General features: G+C 71.5%; 22 protein-coding genes. 15 read left to right on the top strand and 7 right to left on the bottom strand.

Features of this window, described 5'->3' with window-relative positions:
• Nucleotides 1-127: 127 nt before the first annotated feature.
• The 3 genes from OHB44_RS33020 to OHB44_RS33010 are packed head-to-tail and all read left to right on the top strand — an operon-like array spanning nucleotide 128 to nucleotide 3,984.
• Nucleotides 128-2,008 carry a hypothetical protein gene (locus OHB44_RS33020; RefSeq protein WP_372488337.1) on the top strand — a complete coding sequence of 627 codons (1,881 nt, stop codon included), beginning with the start codon at nucleotides 128-130 and terminating at the stop codon, nucleotides 2,006-2,008.
• Nucleotides 2,009-3,754: a DUF3367 domain-containing protein gene (locus OHB44_RS33015; RefSeq protein WP_238684868.1), complete on the top strand. Its 1,746-nt coding sequence runs from the start codon at nucleotides 2,009-2,011 to the stop codon at nucleotides 3,752-3,754. It abuts the gene before it with no gap.
• Nucleotides 3,755-3,789: 35 nt separating this feature from the next.
• Nucleotides 3,790-3,984, top strand: coding sequence for a hypothetical protein (locus tag OHB44_RS33010; RefSeq protein ID WP_112589285.1), 195 nt, complete (start codon nucleotides 3,790-3,792; stop codon nucleotides 3,982-3,984).
• On the opposite strand, the gene OHB44_RS33005 is transcribed toward OHB44_RS33010, so the two are convergent.
• Nucleotides 3,969-5,147, bottom strand: a complete 1,179-nt coding sequence (locus OHB44_RS33005) for a glycosyltransferase family 4 protein (protein WP_330441308.1) — start codon at nucleotides 5,145-5,147, stop codon at nucleotides 3,969-3,971. The two genes, OHB44_RS33010 and OHB44_RS33005, sit on opposite strands and share 16 nt — an antisense overlap.
• Nucleotides 5,148-5,256: 109 nt before the next feature.
• Nucleotides 5,257-6,522: an acyltransferase family protein gene (locus OHB44_RS33000; RefSeq protein ID WP_330439269.1), complete on the bottom strand. Its 1,266-nt coding sequence runs from the start codon at nucleotides 6,520-6,522 to the stop codon at nucleotides 5,257-5,259.
• 111 nt (nucleotides 6,523-6,633) lie between these two features.
• Here OHB44_RS33000 and OHB44_RS32995 point away from each other — a divergent pair, with 111 nt between their 5' ends.
• The 3 genes from OHB44_RS32995 to OHB44_RS32985 all read left to right on the top strand — a co-directional run bounded on the left by OHB44_RS32995 (nucleotide 6,634) and on the right by OHB44_RS32985 (nucleotide 10,423).
• The gene (locus OHB44_RS32995; protein WP_238684866.1) at nucleotides 6,634-7,830 is read left to right on the top strand and encodes a DUF3068 domain-containing protein; all 1,197 of its coding nucleotides are present in this window, start codon (nucleotides 6,634-6,636) and stop codon (nucleotides 7,828-7,830) included.
• Nucleotides 7,831-8,225: 395 nt separating this feature from the next.
• Nucleotides 8,226-8,849, top strand: a complete 624-nt coding sequence (locus tag OHB44_RS32990) for a DUF6230 family protein (protein ID WP_330439267.1) — start codon at nucleotides 8,226-8,228, stop codon at nucleotides 8,847-8,849.
• A gap of 92 nt (nucleotides 8,850-8,941) precedes the next feature.
• Nucleotides 8,942-10,423 carry a DUF6114 domain-containing protein gene (locus tag OHB44_RS32985; RefSeq protein WP_330439265.1) on the top strand — a complete coding sequence of 494 codons (1,482 nt, stop codon included), beginning with the start codon at nucleotides 8,942-8,944 and terminating at the stop codon, nucleotides 10,421-10,423.
• Between the two features lie 120 nt (nucleotides 10,424-10,543).
• On the opposite strand, the gene OHB44_RS32980 is transcribed toward OHB44_RS32985, so the two are convergent.
• Entirely contained in the window at nucleotides 10,544-12,214 is a 1,671-nt protein-coding gene (locus tag OHB44_RS32980; RefSeq protein WP_330439263.1) for a DUF885 domain-containing protein, read from the bottom strand.
• A gap of 130 nt (nucleotides 12,215-12,344) precedes the next feature.
• On the opposite strand from OHB44_RS32980, the gene OHB44_RS32975 reads away from it, so the two are divergent.
• Nucleotides 12,345-13,325, top strand: coding sequence for a DMT family transporter (locus OHB44_RS32975; protein WP_330439260.1), 981 nt, complete (start codon nucleotides 12,345-12,347; stop codon nucleotides 13,323-13,325).
• A gap of 30 nt (nucleotides 13,326-13,355) precedes the next feature.
• Here the strand turns inward: OHB44_RS32975 and OHB44_RS32970 are convergent, their stop codons facing one another.
• Together OHB44_RS32970 and OHB44_RS32965 are read right to left on the bottom strand one after the other, a co-directional pair.
• Nucleotides 13,356-14,429: a PHP domain-containing protein gene (locus OHB44_RS32970; protein ID WP_330439259.1), complete on the bottom strand. Its 1,074-nt coding sequence runs from the start codon at nucleotides 14,427-14,429 to the stop codon at nucleotides 13,356-13,358.
• A 1-nt stretch (nucleotide 14,430) separates the two neighbouring features.
• Nucleotides 14,431-15,192: a M23 family metallopeptidase gene (locus OHB44_RS32965; protein WP_330439258.1), complete on the bottom strand. Its 762-nt coding sequence runs from the start codon at nucleotides 15,190-15,192 to the stop codon at nucleotides 14,431-14,433.
• A gap of 115 nt (nucleotides 15,193-15,307) precedes the next feature.
• Here OHB44_RS32965 and OHB44_RS32960 point away from each other — a divergent pair, with 115 nt between their 5' ends.
• From OHB44_RS32960 to OHB44_RS32945, 4 genes are all read left to right on the top strand, one after another.
• Nucleotides 15,308-15,646 (top strand): hypothetical protein, encoded by a 339-nt coding sequence (locus tag OHB44_RS32960; protein WP_238684876.1) that lies wholly within the window; start codon nucleotides 15,308-15,310, stop codon nucleotides 15,644-15,646.
• Between the two features lie 111 nt (nucleotides 15,647-15,757).
• A complete protein-coding gene (locus OHB44_RS32955; protein WP_167362451.1) occupies nucleotides 15,758-15,925 on the top strand; it encodes a hypothetical protein in 168 nt (55 codons plus the stop codon).
• A gap of 117 nt (nucleotides 15,926-16,042) precedes the next feature.
• A complete protein-coding gene (locus tag OHB44_RS32950; RefSeq protein ID WP_238684860.1) occupies nucleotides 16,043-16,570 on the top strand; it encodes a tRNA adenosine deaminase-associated protein in 528 nt (175 codons plus the stop codon).
• Between the two features lie 145 nt (nucleotides 16,571-16,715).
• Nucleotides 16,716-17,162 carry a nucleoside deaminase gene (locus OHB44_RS32945; RefSeq protein WP_330441307.1) on the top strand — a complete coding sequence of 149 codons (447 nt, stop codon included), beginning with the start codon at nucleotides 16,716-16,718 and terminating at the stop codon, nucleotides 17,160-17,162.
• A gap of 14 nt (nucleotides 17,163-17,176) precedes the next feature.
• On the opposite strand, the gene OHB44_RS32940 is transcribed toward OHB44_RS32945, so the two are convergent.
• Nucleotides 17,177-18,331 (bottom strand): sensor histidine kinase, encoded by a 1,155-nt coding sequence (locus OHB44_RS32940; RefSeq protein WP_238684859.1) that lies wholly within the window; start codon nucleotides 18,329-18,331, stop codon nucleotides 17,177-17,179.
• Complete coding sequence (locus OHB44_RS32935; RefSeq protein WP_181518658.1) at nucleotides 18,328-18,984, bottom strand: response regulator transcription factor; 657 nt, start codon at nucleotides 18,982-18,984, stop codon at nucleotides 18,328-18,330. Before OHB44_RS32935 ends, OHB44_RS32940 begins: the two co-directional genes overlap by 4 nt.
• A 141-nt stretch (nucleotides 18,985-19,125) precedes the next feature.
• Between OHB44_RS32935 and OHB44_RS32930 the strand changes: the two genes are divergently transcribed.
• From OHB44_RS32930 to OHB44_RS32915, 4 genes are read left to right on the top strand one after another with little or no spacing between them, the layout of a single operon-like run.
• The gene (locus OHB44_RS32930; protein ID WP_266304194.1) at nucleotides 19,126-19,638 is read left to right on the top strand and encodes a hypothetical protein; all 513 of its coding nucleotides are present in this window, start codon (nucleotides 19,126-19,128) and stop codon (nucleotides 19,636-19,638) included.
• On the top strand, nucleotides 19,635-20,726 hold the full coding sequence (locus tag OHB44_RS32925; protein ID WP_266304195.1) for a peptidoglycan-binding domain-containing protein: 1,092 nt from the start codon (nucleotides 19,635-19,637) through the stop codon (nucleotides 20,724-20,726). Before OHB44_RS32930 ends, OHB44_RS32925 begins: the two co-directional genes overlap by 4 nt.
• 8 nt (nucleotides 20,727-20,734) lie before the next feature.
• Nucleotides 20,735-21,418 carry an ABC transporter ATP-binding protein gene (locus OHB44_RS32920; RefSeq protein WP_211326764.1) on the top strand — a complete coding sequence of 228 codons (684 nt, stop codon included), beginning with the start codon at nucleotides 20,735-20,737 and terminating at the stop codon, nucleotides 21,416-21,418.
• The gene (locus tag OHB44_RS32915) at nucleotides 21,418-22,617 is read left to right on the top strand and encodes an ABC transporter permease (RefSeq protein ID WP_330439256.1); all 1,200 of its coding nucleotides are present in this window, start codon (nucleotides 21,418-21,420) and stop codon (nucleotides 22,615-22,617) included. The genes OHB44_RS32920 and OHB44_RS32915 overlap by 1 nt, the downstream gene beginning before the upstream one ends.
• Nucleotides 22,618-22,669 lie beyond the last annotated feature (52 nt).

Genomic DNA, 22,669 nt, shown 5'->3' with positions numbered 1-22,669 from the left:
CGACGACTGTCGCGCGACGTTATCCGGACCGGGCACGGACGGGCGACCAGGGGCGCTGCGGTGGCGTTATCGGGAGAACGGCCGTCCCCACGGCGTGTAAGCGTGTGGCAGGCTGCCGACCATGTCAATGCCAGAAGCTGAGGCCGAGACGCATCCGGAACGCGTCGCGTCCGACGGCGACGGGCCCGGGCCGATCGGCCGATGGCTCCGCGCCGACCCCGTCCGCGCCGTGGCGATCGCCCTCATCGCGGTGTCCGTCGCCTGGCGCGCCGGCCTCGCCACCCGTGGCTGGTTCTCGCAGGACGAGTTCGTCATCGCCGCCCAGGTTCTCGACACCGGACTGGACGCGGACTATCTCCTACGTACGTTCAACAACCACCTCATGCCCGGCGGCCTGTTGGTGGCGTGGGCGATGGTGCGGGCGGCGGGCTTCGCCACCTGGCCGTGGGTGTTGCTGCTGGCGGTTGGCCAGGCGGCGACCGGGATCGCCGTCTACCGGCTGTTGCGGGATCTGCTCCGGCCAAGCTGGGGCCTGCTCATTCCGTTGTGCCTGTTCGTGTTCAGCCCGCTGACGCTTGAGGTCTCCTCGCTGTGGTTGGTCGGGCTGCTCGTGTTGCCGATGCAGTTGGCACTGGTCATGGCGGTGGCAGCCCAGGTCCGGTACGTGCGGACCGGTCGCCTGCGGCACCTCGTGGCGGTCGCGCTCTGGCTGGTGTTCGGCCTGCTCTTCGACACCAAGTCCCTGCTGATCGTGCCGCTGCTGTTCCTGCTGACGGTCTTCCTCTTCACCTCCGGTGGCGTATGGCGCAGCCTCGCGGCGGCGATCCGCCGGCACTGGCCGGCCTGGCTGATGCTCAGCGCGCTGTCGGGGGGATACCTGGCGTTCTACCTGACCCGGCCCGCCGCCCGCGAGCTGGACGAGCCCTCGTCCGTCGGCCCGATCCTCAACTTCCTCGGTGACCTGGTCGGCGAGACAGTGGTGCCGGGTCTGCTCGGAGGTCCCTGGCGCTGGAGCTACGCCGGTGACGGTCCCCCGCTCGTCGATCCGTACGACATCGCCAAGTGGTTGTCGTGGGCGGCGCTGGCGACGCTGGTAGTGGTCACCGTCCGACGGCGTCCGTCGGCCGGCCGGGCCTGGTTGCTGCTCACCTCCTACCTCGGCCTGGTCGCCGCGCTCTTCGCCATCACCCGGCTGGGTGGGCCGCTCGGCCCACTGGTCGGCGTCGTCCCCCGGTACGTCGCCGACGTGGTGCTGGTCGCGGCGATCTGTGTGGGCGCGGCCCTGCTGGGGATCAAGGACACCGACGAGGACGAGGTGTCGGCGTGGCCGGTGCCGACGGTCCTGCGGGAGCCGGGCGCGTTCGCTGTCGGCCTGGTCTCGATGATCGTCGTCCTGGCGACCATCGGCGTGGGCACCCTGTGGAGCACTGCCCGTTTCGGGGACAACTGGAGTACGAAGTACGGGCGGGACTATCTCGCGACGACGCAGGCCGAGCTCGCCGCGGCGCCGCCGGGCACCGTCTTCTTCGACACCGCCGTCCCGGACCGGGTGATCGCCGGTTACTTCTGGCCTGACAATCTCCAGTCGCACTTCTTCCGCCCGGCCGAGCGTCGACCCACCTTCGTGACGGAGGCCGCGCGACCGTCGACGTTCGATGATCTCGGCCGGATCCGCCCGGTAGTGGTTCAGGGACGGAAGATCGTGCCCGGCCCGGTGGACGGTTGCGGGCACCTGGCCCAGGGCGGGCAACCCACTCGGATCCCGTTGGACGGGTACCTGGTGGAGTGGCCGTACGTGGTGCACTTCGGCTACCTCAGCTCGGGTGACTCGACAGCGCTGTTCCGGCTCGGGGACGCCACACGTGAGATCACCCTGCGACGCGGGTTGAACGACCTGTTCTTCCTGCTGGAAGGTGCGGGGGACGCCGTCGAGGTCACCGTGCGGACGCCAGGGGTCGGAGTGTGCACCGAGTTGATCACCGTCGGCCGGGCGGTGCCGGCGTCGTGAATGGTTGAGCCGACCGACGGCGTCGAGGCCGCACCGGTTCGGCGGGCGCGGGACACACTGTCGCTGTACGCGGTAGCGGCGGCGGTCACCGTTGTGGTGCTGGCCCCGCTGGCGGCACCCGGCTACGCGTTGCTGTACGACATGGTGTTCGTACCCCGGCAGCCGTTGACCTGGGATCTCGTCGCCCCGGCGCAGAGTCTGCCCCGGGCGGTGCCGATGGACGCGCTGGTCTCGCTGGTCACCCAGCTCGTGCCGGGCTGGGTGGTGCAGCGGCTCGCGCTCGCCGGGGCGGTCTTCCTCGCGGCGGTCGGCGCCGGCCGGTTGGTGCCGACCGAACGGCGGGCGGTCCGGCTGTTCGCCGCAGTGGCGTACGCGTGGACGCCGTACCTCGCCGAGCGGTTGCTGATCGGGCAGTGGGGGCTGCTGCTCGCGTACGCCGCGCTGCCCTGGCTGGTGCGGGCGGCGCTGGACCTGCGGGCCGGGCGAGACGGCGCGCTCGCCCGGGTGGTGCTCGCCGCCGCTCCCGCCGCCATCACTCCGACCGGCGGTCTGATCGCGCTGGGCACCGTGCTGGTGCTGACGTCGGACCGGATGCTCGCGCCCCGGTCGCTGCTGGTGTCGCAGCGGATGCATCCGCACCGGTCCCGGCAAGCGTTGGCCGCGGTCGGAGTGCTCAACGCCCCCTGGGTGGTCGCGGCGCTGGTCACCGGTGCCGGGGGTTCCTCGGACCCGGCGGGGGTGGCGGCGTTCGCGGCGCGTTCGGAGAACTGGGCCGGCCCACTGGTGGCGCTGGCCGGTACCGGTGGCATCTGGAGCGCGCAGGCCACCCCCTCCAGTCGCGCGGCACCACTGGTGCCGGTGGCGGCCCTCGTGCTGCTGATCCTGGCCGGTGTCGGTGCGGGCCTGCTGCGACGCCGGCTGCCCCCGGGTGGGGCGGCGAGACTGGCGGTGCTCGCCGGGACCGGATTTCTGCTCGCCGCCTTCGGGCTGCTCCCCGGCGGGGATGCCGCGCTGCGCTGGGCGGTGGTGCACCTGCCCGGCGCGGGGCTGCTGCGAGATGGGCAGAAGTTCCTGGCGCCGTACGCCCTGCTGCTGGTGGTGTGCGCGGCGTTGGGCGCCGAGCGGCTGGTGGCCCGGATCGACCGGGAGGTGGCCGGGGTGGTCCTGGTCGGGCTGCTGTTCCTGCCGGTGGCGGTCCTGCCGGACCTCGCGTTCGGCGGTGCCGGTCGGCTTCGGCCGGTGAGCTATCCGACGGAGTGGCAGCGGGTGGCCGAGCACATCGAGGAGGAGCCGGGGGAGATCCTCGCGTTGCCGCTGAGCGCCTACCGGGCGTACCAGTGGAACCCTGGTCGGGTCGTCCTGGACCCGGCACCCCGCTATCTGCCGGGGACGGTCCTGACCGATGACACGCTCCGGGTCGGCGACGTCGCCGTGGCTGGCGAGAACCCGCGCGTCCGTGAGATGCGCCGGGCGCTGGCCGAGGGGCGGCCGGTCTGGACCACCGGGGTGCGCTGGGTCCTGGTGCAGCGCGAGGTCTCCGGCGAGGTCGACTCTCAGGTGCTCGGCGGCCTGGAACGCGTCCACGACGGACCGTTCCTGACGCTGTACCGCAACCCGGCCACAGTGCGGGAATCGGGCGGGTCCGGGCCCGCCCGACTGGCGGTGGTAGCGGCCCTCAGCGCTGCCCTTCTGGTGGTCATCGCTGCCGCCGTTTCGGCACTACACCGGCGAGCTACCGCGTGGTAACGTCCGCTCGCACGTCTCGCCATTGGAGGATTGGCATGCGTAGAGCTCTGACCCTGGTCGTGTCTGGCCTGGTGGCGGCGTTGCTGGGGATCCTGGCTCTCGGCGGGATCTCGGCCGCCGCGACCGCCACCGACGAGGAGGCCGCGAGTGAGGCCAAGCTCGTCTCGGAGGCGGCCAAGCGCGCCGGTAAGAAAGACCCGTACGCCCCAGCGGTTTACGGCGACAGGTAGGACGGCTCGCCCCGCTGCTGCACTGGGCGGGGCGACTCCACACCCTTGAGGATCGCCTCGAAGCGCCCACCCGCGGCCTGCCAGGTGAAACTCGCCGCGTGCTCCCGGGCCTGGGCGCCCATCTCCCGCCGCAGCTCATCCCGGCGCAGAAGCGTGCGCACCTTCATCAGGTAGTCGTCGATGTCGTCGGCCAGCAGGCCGGTACGCCCGTCGACTACCGCTTCGGCGACTCCGCCCGCTCCCCGGAACGCCACAGTCGGGGTGCCCGCCGACCCCGCCTCCACGATCGTGAGCCCCCAGCCCTCCTTGAGGGACGGGGTCAGGGCCACCCAGGCCGAGGCGAGCAGGGCGGCCTTCTCCTCCTCGGTCACGAAGCCCCGGAAGTCCACCCGCTCGGTGATGTCCAGCTCCGCGGCGAGTTCACGCAGATGCGACTCCCACCAGCCCTGGCCGGCGACGACCAGACGTAGTTGGGGCAGCTCGTCGGCGAGGGCCGCGACGGCTCGCAGCGCCACCTCCACCCGCTTGTGGGGCACCAGCCGGTTCAGCGTCACGAGCAGCGGGAACGTCGCCCGTTCGGCGTCGGTGTGGGGCAGCGTCGGGGTGCCGTTGTGCACCACGGAGACCTGCTCCGTCGGCACGCCCAGCACAGACAGCTCTCGGCGGGTCGCCTCGGAGACGGTGACGTACCGGCACCGCTGGTAGACGCGTATGGCGAGCGACGACTCGATCCACCAGCCGAACCGGGCAGCCCACTTCGGAAGCACCACCGGCCACTGCTCGCGGTGCACGTGGTGGATCAGCTTGACCACCGGGCGTCGTGACCACAGCGGGGCGAGGAACGGCAACCCGTTGCAGACGTCGACCAGGACGTCGGGCCGGCCGCCGCGGCGGGCCGCCAGTGGGCCGATGCCCAGCGCGCCGACGACGTAACAGAGTGCCGCCCAGAGGTAGACGCTGTGCCGGCCGCCGCGCCGCACCAGCCGTACGCCGGCTTCGTTGACCTCGTCGGCGGGTGCCTGACTGTGGGCGGCGCAGAAGAGAGTGGCGCGGAATCCGCGCGCCACCAGCTCGGCGGCGATCCGTTCGACGTAGACCTCGGAACCGCCGCCCTCGGGGTTGCGGGTGTCTCGCCAGTTGAGGAACAACACGTGTCCGGGCATGCCGAAGCGACGCTCCACGCGAACCCTACTCTCAAGTAATTTAGCGACCCGCGTCACATTAGGGGCTGGTGTGCCGGCCGGCAATGCCCCGATGGGCCAGCGCTGGGCGCTACCCGCCGACCGTTGGCACCGGAGTGCCGGCCGCGACGGTCGGCGGCGTGGTGGCCGGTACGGCCACGTCGGTGGCGGGGGGCCCGGACGTCCGCCCACGCCCGGTGGGTCGGCGCCGACCCTGCGACCCGAGCAGTTGCAGGGGCCGCTCGACGCCGTAGTAGCTGACCGCGGCGTACACCAGACCGAAGGCCATGGTGAGGGCGAAGGTGTTGAGCAGCCCGCCGGTGAACAGCTGTCGGTCGTCGACCAGATAGATGAGTTCGATGACCATGGGGTGCCACAGGAACAGCCCGTACGAGACCGTGCCGAGCCACCGGGCGGACGAGCTGCCGAAGATCTCCTTGGCCCGGCTCGGCCCGCCGAAGGCCACCGGGATCAGGATCAGCGCCGCGATCACGAGGTAGAGGGCCAGCTTGACGCCGAACTCGGCGGCCGTCGGCTCGGTGAGGTCGCGGGGACCGGCGACGGGTGTCGTCGCGATCGCCATCAGGCCGACGGCGGCGGCCCAGCAGGTGACCGGCGCCGAGGCCAGGTCGTCCAGGACCCGGAAGGCCGCGGGCGCGGTCCCGGTGCGTAGGGCGACGTGCGCCGCCGCCAGTGCCATGCCGGTGCCGAACCAGGCGGCGTACGAGGGGAACCACATGGTGTGCAGGGCGGCGTCGAGCCAGCCGAGCCCCATCAGGGTGAGCCATCCCGCTGTCAGCAGCGCGCTTCCGCTGACGATCAGGATGGTCCGGACCGGACGCCAGGACCGGCCGACGGCGAGCACGGCGACCAACGGCAGGATCAGGTAGAACACGACCTCGGTGGCGAGACTCCAGGTCTGGCTGAGCCCGGCGCGCAACTGCCCGGGTTGGTAGATCTGGCTGAAGGTGAGGTGCCGGATCCAGTCGCCGACGGACGCCTGCCCGTTCTGCGGCAGGACGACCAGGCAGACCGCGACCGCCAACCAGTAGGCGGGCAGGATGCGCAGGGCCCGCCGCCACAGGTAGCGCTTGGCGCGGGGTCGAGCCCGGCCCGTCGCGGCGTTGAGCGCCCACGGCCTGAACAGCAGGAACCCGGACAGTACGAAGAAGATGGCGACGCCGACGTCCAGTCGAGCCAGCCAGCCGCCCCAGGTGGTGTTCATGGTGACGGCGGTCTGGAACCCGACGTGGTGACCGACGACCGCCACCGCGCCGATTGCTCGCAGCGCGTCGAGGGCGGGAAGTCGGCCGGTTACCGAAGGCTCCGAAACTGTTGGCGCGGCGGCTGTGGACATCTGGACATCCAGGGGGTCGCTTTGAAGGTGACCGGGGAGTAACCTCCCGCCATGTTAAGGATCGGGTGCCCCGGACAACAGGTCGTAGGGCGGCAGGTTACAGGAGGATGAGTGAAGCTTCGCGTGGGCGCCGCGCTCTTCGGGCTTGGCGTCTTATTGCTGGTCTTCGCGGCCGGGCTGCCGTTTTATGTGGCCCCCGCCGTGACCAAGCTCCCCTACGATCTTGAGCCAACGACGTCCGTCGCCGAGGCGAAGAACGCCAGGTTCCTGAAGATCACGGCCACCGGCAGCTCGGTGAGCATCGAGGTTCCGCAGGGCGATCTGGTGTCCAACGTGGAGGTCATCCCACAGCCCGACGACACCAAGGATCGCCTGCCCGAGGACCTCAAGGGCGACGCGGTGATCTGGGACGTCTACCAGACGGTCCGGCGCACCGACAACCAGGACGTGGTCAGCCAGTACAGCACCGAACTCGCTCTCTACCGGATCTCCGGTGCGGCCGCCTCGTGGAAGGACCAGTGGCTCAACGAGACCGGGGCGGACGGGACTCCGGTCGGCAACGTGAAGTACACCGGCCAGATCTACAAGTTCCCGTTCGGCACCGCCAAGCGCGACTACCAGGTCTTCGACCGTGACCTGAAGCGGGCCGTCCCGGCCAAGTTCGTCGGCACCGAGAAGATCAAGGGCATCGAGGCGTACCGCTTCGAGCAGCGGATCGAGAACGAGGTGCTGGCCACCCCGGAGAGCAGCCTCCAGACGCTGGTCGGCAAGTTCGCACCGGGCGCCACCAGCGGCCAGGTCGTCTACAGCAACATCCGTACGCTCTGGGTGGACCCGGTCACCGGCTCCTACGTGAACGTGCGGGAGCAGCAGCACAAGGAGTTGCGCCCCAACACCGGCACCCCCACTGTGCTGTTGGACGCGGACTTCAACTACACCGACGACACTGTCAGCCGCAGTGTCGAGACGGTGAAGGAAAACCGCTTCAAGATCGGCCTGATCAGTTTCTGGGGCCCGATCGTCGCTGGTGTCCTCGGTCTGATCGCTGTCGTCTTCGGTGTGTGGCTGGTGACCCGACCCGAGGGCGGGACGGCCCGGCACCGCGCCGAGCCGGCGGTCGACGACCCGACGCCGACCCGGGTGGACCAGGAGCCGGTGCGCGACACGGACACCGTCGAGCAGCCCAGGCCGCAGCCGGTCGGCGGGCCACTGTCCGACGAGATTCCGCCGGCTTCGACCAACTGGAAGTCGGAGGACCCGACCGTGCCGACCCAGCGGCCGGCTCCGGGCGAGGTGGAGCAGCGCTGACGCGCGTACGACCGGACGTACGACCGAGGGGTGGGCCGCGACGCGGTCCGCCCCTCGGTCATGTGGCAACCCGTACGACCTGCGTACTTTACATTTGTTATTCGATTGTAATTAGTCAATGTGGAGTCACGTTGTGTTGATCAAACCACCGCCGTGCGCCCGGCTTGTGGACATAGATGGGGATTGCCGGGACGAATTCGTTCACTTTTCGTGATGCCTTGCCTCCGCGTGGTCGCCCGACTGTTACCGCCCGGTAATCAGGGGGTTGTGACCTGCGCCGCAACGGGTGCACCATCAAGCCCGATGGTTACCAGCCGGTAACAGAACGCGGGCTCCCAGTGCCGACCGCCCGCTCAACACCGGCCACTCGCGCGCATCGACCCGAGGAGGAGCCCGTGCAGGATCGGTTGGACAGTCAGGGTCGTACCCGATGGTGGCGCTTCGCCGCCATGATGGTGCCCGCCACGGCGGCTGCCGGCGCCATCCTCTTCGGAATGTCGACAGGCGCGATCGCGTCCGACATCACGGTCTCCGGGCAGACGTTCAAGATCGGCGCCGACCGCCTGGAGGGCGACGGCTTCAAGCAGTACGGGGGCATCGTCCGCGAGAAGGGCAAGGACGGGAAGTCCGGTCAGGTCCACCCGATCGCCCTCTCCGAGATCAGCAGCGCCGAGTTGTACAGCCTCTGCCAGTCCGTCCGCGCCGACCTGCCGGGCCTGCCGGTGGTGCTCACCATCAACGCCGGCGAGGGCAAGGAACCCGCCCGCGCCAAGGACCTGCTGATCGCGATGGACTCCTTGAACGGCAACGCGACCTTCACCAACATCAGGATCGGTCGGGATGCCACCGACCTGAACCCGACTGCCCAGGCCGGCTCGTTCGGCCAGAACTCCGAGCACGTCACCATCACCAACCTGCAACAGGTGTCCCGCTACACCACGGCGGCCACGTTCAACCTGGTCGGCCTCCGACTCAAGGTCAACGTGGGTGACGACGCCAAGGGCAAGGAGTGCTTCTGAGCTGAGCCCAGGCCCGCGGTGGTCAGCACCGCGGGCCGGGCCCAGGCCCCCATCCCCGCTCGGTCCCGTCCCCGCTCGGCCAGGAGGAGTACGTGACAACCGCGAACCCGTCCCACGCCCGGCCCGGTGGTCCGGCTCAGGCGTGGCGGCTCTTCCGCCGCTGGCAGCGCAGCCGGCCGTTCTGGGGCGGACTGCTCATCGCCCTGGCCGGGCTGGAGATGTTCGCCTCCACCCGGATGACCCTCAACGGTCTCAGCTTCCACAGCGGCGCGACCGGTCTGCTCTCGCTGCTCATCCCGATCATCCTGGTGACCTGTGGCCTGCTGCTCTGGATCACCCCGGCGCAGCGGCTGTTCTACTCGGTCGTCGCGGCGGTCACCGCCGTGTACTCGCTGATCGGGCTCAACCTGGGCGGCTTCTTCGTCGGTCTGCTGCTCGGCATCGTCGGCAGCGCGCTCGCCTTCGCCTGGACCCCGATCCACCCCACACCACCCACCCCGCAACAGGCCGAGATCGAGCAGAACGGCGACGACCAGGGCGGCGCCGGCCTGGCCGGCGTCGGCCTGGCTGATGGTGACGCCGACGGATCCGACAGTGGCGGCGCCGAGCAGGACGGTGCCGTGCGGGCCGATCATCCGGGGGGCGGAGCGTCCGACGAGGGTGCGCCGCCCGAGTGGCCGGGACGTTCCGCTGATCCGCGAGCCTTCGCCATCGCTCTCGTGGTCCTCGGCCTGGCGGCCGTCGGCCTGGGCAGCCAGCCCCGAGCGGTGCAGGCAGCACCGAACCGACCGGCCTCGACCGGCTGCCCCACCCCGCCCCGGGCCGTCACCCCGTCGCCCAGTCGCAGCGCGCCGATGCCGACGCCCACCCCGAGCCCGGCGCGGGGCGGCAACGTGATCACCGACATCCTGGACGGGATCGGCGATCTGCTCGGCATTGGAGACCGAGCGGACCCCGCGCCCTCGGTACGTCCCACCGCCACGCCGACAGCCCGGCCGACCAGCACGGCGACGCCCCGCCCCGGCCCCACCGACTGCCCGTCGCAGCCCCCGGGCAAGCCGACCCCGGGTAAACCCGGCACACCGGCACCCGGGAGGCCGGACACGGTGCAGCCGGGCAGGCTCCTGCCGCGGATCGCCGCCGATCCGGGCCTGCCGACGGTGGCCCAGACGCCGTCGAAGCTCAGCGGGTCGTCGGTGCGGATGACCGGGCTGCGGTTCGACGGGGTCACGGACCTGCACACCGTGAAGGGCGACCTCAAGGTGCTGAAGTTCAGCATGCGGGAGGCGGTGACCGCCGACTTCCTGCTGCGGGCCGACGGCCCCGCAGGGCGCAACCAGAGGTACGCGACCAGCCAGTTGACAGTGCGGGGAGACGTGGCCTTCTACGCGACCCGGTTCGTCGGCCGACTGCTCGGCATCAAGATCACGCTGACCCCGGATCTGCCGCTACCGGACGGCCTTCCGATCACCTCGCCCATCCCGATCACGTTCACCGACCCCGCCATCGACCTGGCGTACGTCACCAGCGACACGCTGACCGCCCGCCCGGCGTTGGCACTCACCCTCGGCTGAGCGCACAGCCGCAGAGCGGCCTCGGGGTGCGGCGTTCGTGGCGCGAGCAGCCTCGGCGCGGGCGTGGCCGCGCGCGGCGACGGACTCGTCGTACCGTCGGCGCGCGCAGCCACCGCGCGGTCAGAGTCGGGCCAGCGCCCGGCGCAGCGGGTCGAGACCCAGCGCACCCAGGTCCAACGCCTGCCTGTGGAACTCCCGCAGGTCGAAATCGGCGCCCTTGCGGGCCTTCGCGTCCTCGCGGGCCTGCAGCCAGATCCGCTCACCCACCTTGTACGACGGCGCCTGCCCCGGCCAACCCAGGTAGCGGTTCAGCTCGAAGCGCAGGTTCTCGTCCGGGACCCGGCAGTGCGCCCGCATGAACTCCCAGCCCAGTTCGGGCGTCCACCGTTCGCCCGGGTGGAAACCGAACGGATTGTCCTTCGGGATCTCCAGCTCCAGGTGCATGCCGATGTCCACGATCACCCGGGCCGCGCGCATCGCCTGGCCGTCGAGCATGCCCAGCTTGTCGCCCGGATCCTCCAGGTAGCCCAGCTCGTCCATCAGCCGCTCCGAGTAGAGCGCCCAGCCCTCACCGTGCCCGGAGACCCAGCAGAGCAGCCGCTGCCAACGGTTGAGCAGGTCGGCCCGGACGGCGGTCTGCGCCACCTGGAGATGGTGACCCGGCACGCCCTCGTGGTAGACCGTTGTCACCTCTCGCCAGGTGGAGAAGTCGCTGATGCCCTGCGGCACCGCCCACCACATGCGACCAGGGCGGGAGAAATCCTCACTCGGGCCGGTGTAATAGATGGCCCCGTCGCTGGTCGGCGCGAGGCAGCACTCGATACGGCGGACCTGCTCCGGGATGTCGAAGTGGGTGCCGTGCAGCTCGGTGATCGCCTTGTCGGCCAGCGCCTGCATCCAGTCCCGGAATGCCTCCTTGCCCTGGATGGTCCGGGCCGGGTCGGCGTCCAGCTTGGTCACGGCCTCGTCGACTGTGGCACCGGAGCCGGCGATGCGCCCCGCCACGACCCGCATCTCCTCCTCCAGGCGGGCCAGCTCCGCGAAGCCCCAGGCGTACGTCTCGTCCAGGTCGACCTTGGCACCGAGGAAGTACTGCGAGGCGAGTTCGTAGCGCTCCCGGCCGGCGGCCTGCTTGTCCCGCCCGTGCGGGGCCAGCTCGGTACGCAGGAACTGGCCGAACTCGGCGGTCGCCGCGGTCGCCGCCGCCGCACCCCTACGCAGTTCCGAGCCGAGCGTGCCATCCGCCCCGAGCCGCTCGACCAGCCCGTGGAAGAAGTTGTCACCGGTCGGGTCGACCCAGATGTCGCACTGCTTGGCCACCTCGACCAGTTGCACCTTCGAGCTGACCTCACCGGCGGCGAGCGCCTCACGCAGCGTGGTCTTGTAGCCCTCCAGGGCGGCGCCGAAGCCGTTGAGCCGGGCGGCGATGTTGGCCTGGTCGTCGCTGGTGGCGGTGGGCATCAGGTCGAACACCATGCGGATCTCGTGCAGCCCGCTGGTGATCACGCTGACCTCGCTGGTCACCTCGCCGGCGTCGTACCGGGCGAGGTCCAAGCCGAGTCGTTCCTGCATGGCCTCCTTGGCGGTCCGTTCCGATTCGGTCTCCGGCTCCGTCACCTCCAGTTCGGCGAGGGTCCGGCGGGTGAGGTCCGCGCGCGCCCCGTAGCCGTCGGGCGAGAGGTCGTCGAGCTGGTCGTCATGGCCGGCGATGCCGACGAAGGTGGCGCCGGTGGGGCTCAACGGCGCCCACTCGGCCACGTAGCGGTTGGCGAGTTCATCAATTCGTCCCACGCTGCGACCCTACGTGACCACCCCACCCCCGTGTCGCCGACGTTTGTCGTGTTGGAGCTGCGGTTTCGGGTGCGGCGTGACGGCCGAAAGGCGCGCGACTTTGTCGCACGGTTGCGGCAGAGTGTCAGGGGTGACCACCGATACCACTCCTGACAAAGCACCGGTCCGCGCCTGGCTGCCCGGCTTTGTCGCCCTCGCCGCGATCTGGGGTTCCAGCTTCCTCTTCATCAAGGTCGGGGTGGCCGAGCTGCACCCGGTCCAACTCACCCTCTACCGGGTCGTCGCCGGCGCGTTGACACTTCTGGTGGTTCTTGCCGTGCTGCGCGACCGGCTGCCCCGCGAGCCCCGGGTCTGGGCGCACCTGACGGTCGTCGCCGCCTTCGGTGTGGCAGTGCCGTTCACCCTCTTCGGCTACGGCGAGCAGCGGGTCGAGTCGATGCTGGCCGGCATCTGGAACGCCACCACGCCGTTGGTCGTGCTGCCGCTGGCGGTGCTGGTCTTCCGCACCGAGCGGCTCACAGTGCGCCGCGCGGTCGGGCTCGGGCTGGGCTTCGTCGGGGTGCTGGTGGTGCTCGGAGTCTGGGAGGGCATCGGCGGGGCGCACTTCATCGGGCAGCTCATGTGCTTCGGTGCGGCGGCCTGCTACGGCGTGTCCATTCCGTACCAGAAGCGGTTCGTCGCCGGCAGCGCGTACTCGGGTCTGTCGCTCTCCACAGCGCAACTGCTGCTCGCCGCCGCGCAGCTGGCCATCGTCTCCCCCTTCGTCGCCGGCCTGCCGCCGCTGCCCAGCGAACTGTCGGCGGGGGTAGTGGCAAGTGTGCTGGCCCTCGGCGCGCTCGGCACCGGGCTCGCGTTCGTGATCAACATGCGCAACATCCGGCTGGCCGGCGCGAGCACCGCGTCCACGGTCACGTACGTGATTCCGATCTTCGCGGTGCTGATCGGTGCTCTGGCGCTCGACGAACGCCTCAACTGGCACCAACCGGTCGGCGCGCTGATCGTGTTGCTCGGGGTCGCGGTCTCGCAGGGGATGTTCGGTCGCCGCCGGAGCAGCCCGGTCGTCGGTGTCGGCGCTTCGGCCACACTCGCCGCCGAACTCGCCCGCCGCTGACAGATCGCCGCTCGATCAGCGCCGGGCTGGTCACGTGCGGTTGTGCGTCCAGGCCACCAGTTGCTCTGCCGACCAGGTGTTGATCACGCGGTCGGCGGGGACGCCGCAGAGGGCGGCGCGTTCACAGCCGAATCGTTGCCAGTCGAGCTGGCCGGGCGCGTGCGCGTCGGTGTTGATCGCGAAACGGCAGCCAGCCTCCAGGGCGCGGCGGATCAGGCGCTTCGGCGGGTCCTGCCGCTCCGGCCGAGAGTTGATCTCGACGGCGGTGTCGTGCTCGGCGCAGGCGGCGAAGACGGCGTCCGCGTCGAAGTCGCTCTCCGCCCGGGTACGCGCGCGGTGCCCCCGATCGCCCGGACCGGTCACCCCGGCCGGGCGGGACGACACCATCCGGCCGGTGACGTGACCGAGGATGTCCAGGTGCGGGTTGGCGACCGCCTTCAGCATGCGCCGGGTCATCTTCGACCGCTCGTCCTTCAGGCCGCTGTGCACCGACCCGACCACCACGTCGAGCCGCGCCAACAGGTCGTCGTCCTGGTCCAGGGAACCGTCGGCGAGGATGTCCACCTCGATCCCGGTGAGGATTCGGAAACCCTCGGGCAGCGCCGCGTTGACCTGCGCCACGTGGTCGAGCTGCCGGCGCAGCCGCTCCGCGGTCAGCCCTCGGGCCACCGTCAGCCGAGGCGAGTGGTCGGTCAGCACCAGGTACTCGTGGCCCAACTCCACAGCGGCCAGCGCCATCTCCTCGATGGGTGAGCCGCCGTCGGACCAGTCCGAGTGGGTGTGACAGTCGCCGCGCAGGGCGGCGCGGAGCGCCGTGGCCTCGGCATCCAGGTCGCTGCCCTCGGTCGCCACCAGCCGGCGGAGGTAGACCGGTTCCTCACCGGCGAGGGACTCCGCCACGCAGCGGGCCGTGACGTCACCGACACCGGCGAGTTCGGTGAGCGTGCCGTTGCCGGCCCGTTCGGCCAGCTCGGCCGCAGGCAGGCCGGCCAGCGCCTTCGCCGCCGACCGGAACGCGCGCACCCGGTAGGTGGCCTCGTTCGCCCGTTCCAACAGGAACGCGATCCGGCGTAGGTCGGCGATGGGATCTCTCGCGTGAGTCATGTCAGGGCGCCTTCGGGCAGCCGTGCCTGCGTTGCCACGCGGTGACCTCGGCGGCTGGCTCCCGGTTGCCGCCGCGCCGCCAGGAGTCCAGGTAACGCGCCGGCCAGATCACCCCACGCCGGATCCACCAGCCGTCCTTGCCCGCGCACGCCGGCGAAATGCCGAAGTGCACATGACACACGTTGTTCGCGTTGCCGGTGCGGCCCACCTTGCCGAGCTGCTGCCCGGCGCGGACCCGCACCCCGACGTCGACTCCGCTGGTCACCACACTCAGGTGCGAGCCGTAGTAGCGCACCCCGTCGTCGCCGAGCAGTGCTACCGACAGGCCGCCGTTGTTCGGGCCCTGCGGTCCACGCTTGCGGTACCGGTCCACGCGGCTCACCTCCAACACCGTCCCGTCGGTGACCGCCACGAACGGCTCGCCGCAGTCGGCGAAAAGATCCGTCCCCGGGTACGCCCCGTGCGTCGGGTGGTAGTCGACGTTGTCGGCGCGTACCGGAAAGACGTGCTTCAGCCCGGTGCGGGGTGCCGTCGCCGACGGCCTGGCCGACGACGGCGCCGGAGGGCTCGGGTCGGTCGCCGTCGGAGTGGGAGGCTGCGACGCCGGCTGGTCGGCGGTCGCCCAGACCGACGGTGGCGTCGGCGCGGCGCCGTCGGGCACCCCCGGCCGGGTGGTCGCACAGCCGGCGGCCAGCACCGGGGCGAGCAGCAGCAGGATCGGGTACACCGGACGAGCGCGGCGGCTGATCGTCGGCGAGGACATCCGGTCATCCTGGCAGAGCCGGTACCGTGGGCACGAGCGGCACGCGTGAAGGAGGGCAGCGACGGTGACCATTGCCCGACCCGACAGTGGCCCGGATTTCGGTGCCGTCCGCCCGATGCCGCGTACCCCGTCGGGTCTCTTCCCCTCCGGGCCGCCGACGCGGCCCACCTACCGCGAGCCGCACCCGGTCACCGGCGGTGGTGTCGCCACCGGTGGCGGCGCGGCGGCCGGTTGGCTGCTGCTGTTCGGCCTGCTCGGCACCGACGTGGCCAGCTACGCGCGGTGGACGGTGTTCGCCGGCCTGCTGGCCTGGGCCACCGCCCTGGTGCTGGTCCGCTTTGGCGACCGAGGGGTGGCCACCGGGGTCGCCATCGTCACGGCGGGTGGGTGGAGCATCGCCGCCGCCGTGGTGGCGGTCCGCTGGGCCACCAGTGGTGACTGGCCGCTGTGGTGACCGGCACGGACGGGCCCCGAAACGGCGCTCGGTGACTGCACCGTGTGCCCGGTTGGCTGCGTAGCGAACGTCGTCTTGACGTGGCCGCCGAGACTCGGCACGCTCGGGACCATGGCCTGGACCACTCCCCGGCAGGATCCCGATCGCAATCGCCGTCGACTGCAGTTGCTGGCCGAGTTGGCGGGCGCCCGGGCGGTCCGCCAGCGCAGCCGACCGCAGCGGCAGCGCACCGAGCGTCTACGCCAGCTCATCGCCACCCGCCGTCGAGTCGTCGGCTGATCCGACTTTGTCAGGAATGACCCGCCCTTCGGGGCGTTGACGGGTCGCCTGCCGACCCGACCGGCTAACGTGCACGCGTAACGAGTCGACGCTGTGTCGAGGGCTATTGGGGGGACCGTGTCGTACTTCGCTGCGGCCGTGGTGCGCGACGACAGTGGCTGGACCGCCGCCGAGGTCAGCCTGCGTGGCGCCACCGACATCGACGAGGTTGCCGACCGGCTGCGTGACGTCGACCAGGAGGCCGACGTGTCGCTGCTCTTCGTCGAGGCCGATGACGCGTACCTGGTGATCCTGCGCCTCGACGAGGGCGAGGACCTGCGGGTGTTCGGTTCGGACTCCGCGTACGCCGAGGAGTCGCAGCTCGGGTCGCTGCTGGTCGGTGACCTGAAGACCTCGGTCACCGGGCTCGACGGTGACGACGAGCCACGCCCGGTGAGCACCGGCGACGAGGAGAGCGAGCAGCCCGTCGTCGACCCGGAGGCAGACCCGGTCGGTGACGCCGACCTGCTGGCCAACCTGGGCATCTCCGCGCAGAAGCTGCTGACCCTCTGCACCCACGAGGGGATGATGCCGGCGGACGTCACAGTCGAGATCTGCCAGGTGCTCGGCTGCGCCGACGAGGTCGAGGAGCTGCGTGAGGTCTGAGCCGGCCGACGCCACCGATCCGTCGCTGGAGTCGATCCGACCAGGCCAGCCGACCCCCGGAGCTGTGGGCCGCGCCGGGCCCGGCGCCCACGAGGGCCTGGCCGACCTGGGCGAGGTCGGCCGACGACAGCGGCACGAGCTGTGGATGCGCCGCGCCCTGGAGGTTGCCGTCACCGGCCCGTCCGTCGACGACGCGGTCAGCACCGATGTCGACGACGTGCCGGTGGGTGCGGTGCTCTACGGGCCGGACGGCACCGAGTTGGCCACCGGACGCAACGAGCGGGAGCTGACCGGCGACCCCACCGCCCACGCCGAGGTGCTGGCCCTGCGCCGAGGTGCCGAGCGCACCGGCCGGTGGCGACTGGACGGCTGCACCCTGGTGGTCACCCTCGAACCGTGCACGATGTGCGCCGGGGCGCTGGTGCTGGCCCGGGTCTCCACAGTCGTGTTCGGCGCGTGGGAGCCCAAGACCGGCGCGGCCGGATCGCTCTGGGACGTGCTGCGGGACCGTCGGCTCAACCACCGCCCCGAGGTCTACGGCGGGGTGCTGGAGGCCGAGACCGCCACCGTCCTGCGCGCGTTCTTCCGCTGAGACCGGGCGGCCGGTCAGGCCGGCGGCACTGTGACGGTGACGATCAGACCGCCGTCCGGGCGGGGCTGCGCCTCGGCGGTGCCGCCGTGGGCCCGGGCCACCGCGCGGACGATGGACAACCCCAGCCCGAAGCCCCGCGCGCCGACGACCCGCTCCCGCGACAGCCGTCGGAAGGGCTGGAACATCGTCTCGACGTCGTAGCCGGGGATGACCGGGCCGGTGTTTGTCACGGTGAGGGTGGGCCGGCCGTCGACCAGCCCGGTGCGCACCTCCACCCAACCGTCGGCGGGCAGGTTGTGGCGCAACGCGTTCTCCACCAGGTTGAACGTGAGCCGCTCCAACAGCACCGGGTCGCCGCTGGTCGGCGCCGGAGCCAGGGCCCGCCGAACCCGCACGTCGGGCGCCTGCTTCCCGGCCTGGTCGGTCGTGTGCGCGCAGACTTCGGCCAGGTCGACAGGCGTACGCTCGGTCAGCTCGTTCTCCGAGTCGGCCAGGGTCAGCAGACCGTCGATCAGCCGCTCGTGGCGTTCGTTCACCGCCAGAAGCGACTCGCCCAGTCGCCGGGTCTCCTCCGAAGCGTCCGGGCGGGTGATCGCCAGCTCCACCAGGGCGCGGTTGAGCGCCAGCGGCGTACGCAGCTCGTGCGAGGCGTTCGCCACGAACCGGCGCTGCCCGTCGAAGGAACGGTCCAGCCGTTCCAGCATCTCGTCGAAGGTGTCGGCGAGTTCGCGTACCTCGTCGGGAGGGCCGGTGAGCGCGATCCGCTCGTGCAGACCACGACCGGCGGTGTCCGCGCCGGCGATCCGGCGGGCCGTGCCGGTGATCTGGAGCAGTGGCTGCAACGCCCGACCGGCGAGCAACCAGCCGAACGCGATCGCCACCGTCGACACCACGATCAACGCGATGCCGCCCTGGGTGAGCAGCGACTCCAACGCGTTGCGCTTCGCCTCGTCCTGCACCTCCTGCAACAGGGCGCGCAGGTTGTCGACGTTCTGCCCGCTGGGCGTCGTGGGAGCGGTCTTCGGCAGGTCGCGTAGTTTCACCCCGAACGGCTGCGCCATCCGCTGATCCACCAGCACGTACGTGACGGCGAGCAGGACCACGCCGGCCAACAGGAAGAGCCCACCGTAGATGAGGGTGAGCCGGGCGCGGATCGTGAGGCGTTTCATCGGATCTGGTACCCCGCACCGGGGACCGTCTCGATCACCGGTGGGTCGCCGAGTTTGCGGCGCAGCTTCATGACCGTCACCCGGACCACGTTGGTGAACGGGTCGATGTGCTCGTCCCAGGCGCGTTCCAGCAGGTCCTCGGCGGAGACCACAGCGCCGTCGGCGCGCAACAGCTCGGCCAGCACCGCGAACTCCTTGCGGGACAGCGCCACGTGCCGGTCGTCCCGGCGTACCTCGTGTCGGGCCGGGTCGAGCTGGATGCCGGCGCGACGCAGCGTCGGAGGCGCCGCCGGACGGGACCGGCGGGTCAGCGCGTGCACCCGGGCCGACAGCTCGACCAGCGCGAACGGCTTGGTCAGGTAGTCGTCGGCGCCGAGCGCCAACCCCGCCACCCGCTCCCGGACCGCCGCCGACGCTGTCAACATCAGCACCCGGGTCTCCCCGCCCGCGTCCACGATCGCCCGGCACACGTCGTCGCCGTGCACCACCGGCAGGTCCCGGTCCAGGACCACCACCGCGTACTCGTTGACGCCGAGCCGTTCCAACGCGGCGTCCCCGTCGTACGCCACGTCGACGGCGAACGACTCCCGGCGCAGCCACTCGGCGATGGCGTCCGCCAGCACGTTCTCGTCCTCGACCACCAGCACTCTCACCCCTCCATGGTGCTCGGGGTGCGGTAACGCCGGCATAACCGCCGACGGTAACGCCGGGGATACGTCCGCTGCCGTGCACTGGGTGTCACGTTCGGCGAACCGCGCCGGACCTGAGCGGAAGCGGACACCATGCGACGACAGATGCTTGCGATCCCCGTCCTGCTCGCCCTGGCGCTGTCCGGGTGCGGCGCGGGAGGCGACGACGGCGGCGGGGTCGCGACCGCCGGTGGGGCGAAGGCCGAGGCCACGGCGAGCGGCACGCCGGTCAGCGACTCGGAGCGGCAACTCGCCTTCGCCCGGTGCATGCGGGAGAACGGGGTGGACATGCCCGACCCGGAGCCGGGTGGCCGTCCCGGCTTCCGGTTCGGTGCGGACGTGGATCAGCAGAAGGTCCAGGCGGCCATGGAGAAGTGCCAGGACAAGCTGCCCAACGGCGGGCAGGGACCGCAGCTCGACCCCGAGCAGGCCGAGCAGATGCGCACGCTGGCCAAGTGCATGCGGGAGAACGGGGTGCCGGACTTCCCGGACCCGGACGCCGACGGGCGGGTCCGGATCGGGACGGGCGGCAACGCGATCAACATCGGCGACCCGGCCATGAAGGCCGCGCTGGAGAAGTGCCGGCAGCACGCGCCGCAGTTCGGGGCTGGCCGGTGACCGGCACCATCCGACGCTCGCGGCTGCGCGCCGCCGTCACCGGCGGCGTCGTCCTGCTTGTCGCCGCCGTGGGCGTGGTCGCCGCTGTGGGCTTCGGCGGCGGCGCCGACGGGGGCCGCGCCCAGGCCGGCAGCGCACCACCCGCCACCGCCACTGTCACCCGGCAGACCCTCGCCGACTCGGAGACCGCGGACGGCGAGCTGGGGTACGGCGCGACGCGTACCGCCACGGCGAAGCTCAACGGCACCGTCACCGCGCTGACGGCCACCGGTTCGACGGTACGGCGGGGCAAGGCGCTCTACCTGGTCGACAACGAGGAGGTGGTGCTGCTCTACGGCGGGTTGCCCGCGTACCGGACCCTCGCCCCCGGGGTGGAGGGGCCGGACGTCGCGCAGTTCGAGCGGAACCTCGAGGCGCTGGGCTACACCGGCTTCACTGTCGACGACGAGTACACCGGCGCGACAGCGGACGCCGTGCGGGACTGGCAGGAGGACCTGGGCCTGACCGAGACCGGTCGGGTCGAGCCGGGGCGGGTCGTGTACGCCGACCGGGAGGTCCGGGTGGAGGGCCACCAGGTCGACGTCGGCGATCTCACGCAGCCTGGGCAGGCCGTGCTGACGTACACCGGCACCAGCCGGGTCGTCACCGTCGAGTTGGACGTGGACGACCAGCGGTTGGCCAAGCGCGACGCGAAGGTCACCGTGCGGTTGCCGGACGGCCGGTCGGTGGCGGGCACGATCAGCGCTGTCGAGACTGTCGTCCAGGCCGGTGCGACCGGAGCCAACGGGCAGGCCGGCGACGCCGAGACGAAGATCGAGGTGACAGTCGCGGTGACCGACCCGAAGGCCCTGACCGGCTTCGACAAGGCCAGCGCGGACGTCACGTTCACCGTCTCGGAGCGCCGCGACGTGCTCACCGTGCCGGTGGCGGCCCTGTTGGCGCTGGCCGAGGGCGGCTACGGCGTCCAGGTCGCCGAGGGCGACGCGAGCCGAGTCCTCGCGGTGACCACCGGGTTGTTCGCCGACGGTCGGGTGGAGGTCACCGGTACGGGCCTCACCGAGGGCACGACGGTGGTGGTGCCGACGTGAGCGGCGAGGTGATCGTGCTCGACCGGGTCAGCAAGCGGTACGCCGGCGGCGTCGTCGCGTTGGACGACGTGTCGCTGCGGATCGGTCACGGCGAGTTGGTCGCTATCGTCGGCCCGTCCGGATCGGGTAAGTCGACGATGCTGCACCTGATCGGCACCCTGGACCGGCCGTCGTCGGGCAGCGTGCTCATCGACGGGTACGACGCGGCGAAGCTGACCGACCGGGAGCTGTCCGCGCTGCGGGCCACCCGGATCGGTTTCGTCTTCCAGCAGTTCCACCTCGCTCCGGGCGTCCCGGTAGTGGACAACGTGGCCGACGGCTTGCTCTACTCCGGCGTACCGCTGCGGCGGCGACGCGAACGGGCGGAGGCCGCGTTGGTCCGGGTCGGCCTGGGCCACCGGTTGGGGCACCGGCCGCACGAGCTGTCCGGCGGGGAACGGCAGCGGGTGGCCGTGGCCCGCGCGGTGGTCGGCGAGCCGGCGGTGCTGCTCGCCGACGAGCCGACCGGCAACCTGGACTCGCACTCCGGTGCCGGGGTGTTGGAGTTGCTGCACGATCTGCACCGGGCCGGAACCACCGTCGTGGTGATCACCCATGACCGGGAGATCGCGGGAAGCCTGCCCCGGCAGGTGCGGATGCGCGACGGCGCGGTGCGGCACGACTCGGCCCTCGCGTCGGGCGGGGTCGGCTGATGGCGACGCTGACCCCGGCCCGACTGCGGCCGGCGGACGTCGTACGCGTCGGTGGGGTGGGGCTGCGGACCCGTCCGCTGCGGGCGTTCCTCTCCGCGTTGGGCATCGCGATCGGCATCGCCGCGATGATCGCGGTGGTCGGCATCTCGTCGTCGTCCCGGGCCGAGCTGGACCGGGCGCTCGACGCGCTCGGCACCAACCTGCTCACCGTCGCGCCGGGCAGCACCCTGTTCGGTGCGGACGCGCAACTGCCCGAGGAGTCGATCGCGATGATCGGGCGGATCGGCCCGGTGACCGAGGTGTCCGCGACCGGGCAGGTCTCCGACGCCAAGGTGTACCGCTCGGACCGGATCCCGGCGGCGGAGACCGGTGGCATCGCCACTCGGGCGGCCCGGCTGGACCTGCTCGGCACCGTGGGGGCGGAGGTGGCCACCGGCACCTGGCTCAACGAGGCGACCGCTCGCTACCCGGCGGTCGTGCTCGGCGCCACCGCCGCGCAGCGGCTCGGGATCACCTCGGCGAACCCGCAGGTGCAGGTGTGGTTGGGTGGGCGGCCGTTCACCGTGGTCGGCACCCTCGCCGCGGCACCGCTCGCCCCGGAGTTGGACACGTCGGCGCTTGTCGGTTGGGTGGCGGCGGCCGAATACCTGGGCTTCGACGGTCACCCGACCACCGTCTACACCCGGGCACAGGAGTCGCAGGTCGAGGCGGTCCGGTCGGTGTTGGGCGCGACCACCAACCCGGAGGCGCCGAACGAGGTCGAGGTGTCCCGGCCCTCGGACGCGCTGGCCGCCGCCGAGGCCACCGACGACGCCTTCACCGGGCTGTTGCTGGGCCTGGGCGCGGTCGCCCTGCTGGTCGGTGGTGTCGGCGTGGCGAACACCATGGTGATCTCGGTGCTGGAACGCCGAGCCGAGATCGGTCTGCGCCGTTCGCTTGGCGCCACCCGCGGTCAGGTACGGGCCCAGTTCCTCACCGAGTCGCTGCTGCTCTCCGCGCTCGGCGGGATCGGTGGGGTGGTGTTGGGAATCCTGGTCACAGCGGGCTACGCGCTGTCGCAGGACTGGCCGACAGTGGTGCCGGCCTGGGCGATGCTCGGCGGGGTGGGCGCGACGCTGGTCATCGGCGGCTTCGCCGGCCTCTACCCGGCGGTGCGCGCCGCCCGACTCGCGCCGACGGAGGCACTGGCCGCCGTGTGACCGGCGTGGCGCGGGGGGCCGGTCGGCGTGGCCCGGTTGGGTTGGCGCGGCT

Origin of the sequence: Micromonospora sp. NBC_00821 (assembly GCF_036347035.1) — a bacterium.
Classification (GTDB): domain Bacteria; phylum Actinomycetota; class Actinomycetes; order Mycobacteriales; family Micromonosporaceae; genus Micromonospora; species Micromonospora hortensis.
This window is presented reverse-complemented; position numbering and strand designations above follow the sequence as displayed.

What these genes read in the sequence shown, in the direction of transcription:
- OHB44_RS33020 (WP_372488337.1), top strand. Translation starts at nt 128, where the DNA reads ATGCCAGAAGCTGAGGCCGAGACGCATCCGGAACGCGTCGCGTCCGAC.
- OHB44_RS33015 (WP_238684868.1), top strand. Translation starts at nt 2,009, where the DNA reads ATGGTTGAGCCGACCGACGGCGTCGAGGCCGCACCGGTTCGGCGGGCG.
- OHB44_RS33010 (WP_112589285.1), top strand. Translation starts at nt 3,790, where the DNA reads ATGCGTAGAGCTCTGACCCTGGTCGTGTCTGGCCTGGTGGCGGCGTTG.
- OHB44_RS33005 (WP_330441308.1), bottom strand. Translation starts at nt 5,147, where the DNA reads ATGCCCGGACACGTGTTGTTCCTCAACTGGCGAGACACCCGCAACCCC.
- OHB44_RS33000 (WP_330439269.1), bottom strand. Translation starts at nt 6,522, where the DNA reads ATGTCCACAGCCGCCGCGCCAACAGTTTCGGAGCCTTCGGTAACCGGC.
- OHB44_RS32970 (WP_330439259.1), bottom strand. Translation starts at nt 14,429, where the DNA reads ATGACTCACGCGAGAGATCCCATCGCCGACCTACGCCGGATCGCGTTC.
- OHB44_RS32965 (WP_330439258.1), bottom strand. Translation starts at nt 15,192, where the DNA reads ATGTCCTCGCCGACGATCAGCCGCCGCGCTCGTCCGGTGTACCCGATC.
- OHB44_RS32960 (WP_238684876.1), top strand. Translation starts at nt 15,308, where the DNA reads ATGCCGCGTACCCCGTCGGGTCTCTTCCCCTCCGGGCCGCCGACGCGG.
- OHB44_RS32955 (WP_167362451.1), top strand. Translation starts at nt 15,758, where the DNA reads ATGGCCTGGACCACTCCCCGGCAGGATCCCGATCGCAATCGCCGTCGA.
- OHB44_RS32945 (WP_330441307.1), top strand. Translation starts at nt 16,716, where the DNA reads ATGCGCCGCGCCCTGGAGGTTGCCGTCACCGGCCCGTCCGTCGACGAC.
- OHB44_RS32940 (WP_238684859.1), bottom strand. Translation starts at nt 18,331, where the DNA reads ATGAAACGCCTCACGATCCGCGCCCGGCTCACCCTCATCTACGGTGGG.
- OHB44_RS32930 (WP_266304194.1), top strand. Translation starts at nt 19,126, where the DNA reads ATGCTTGCGATCCCCGTCCTGCTCGCCCTGGCGCTGTCCGGGTGCGGC.
- OHB44_RS32915 (WP_330439256.1), top strand. Translation starts at nt 21,418, where the DNA reads ATGGCGACGCTGACCCCGGCCCGACTGCGGCCGGCGGACGTCGTACGC.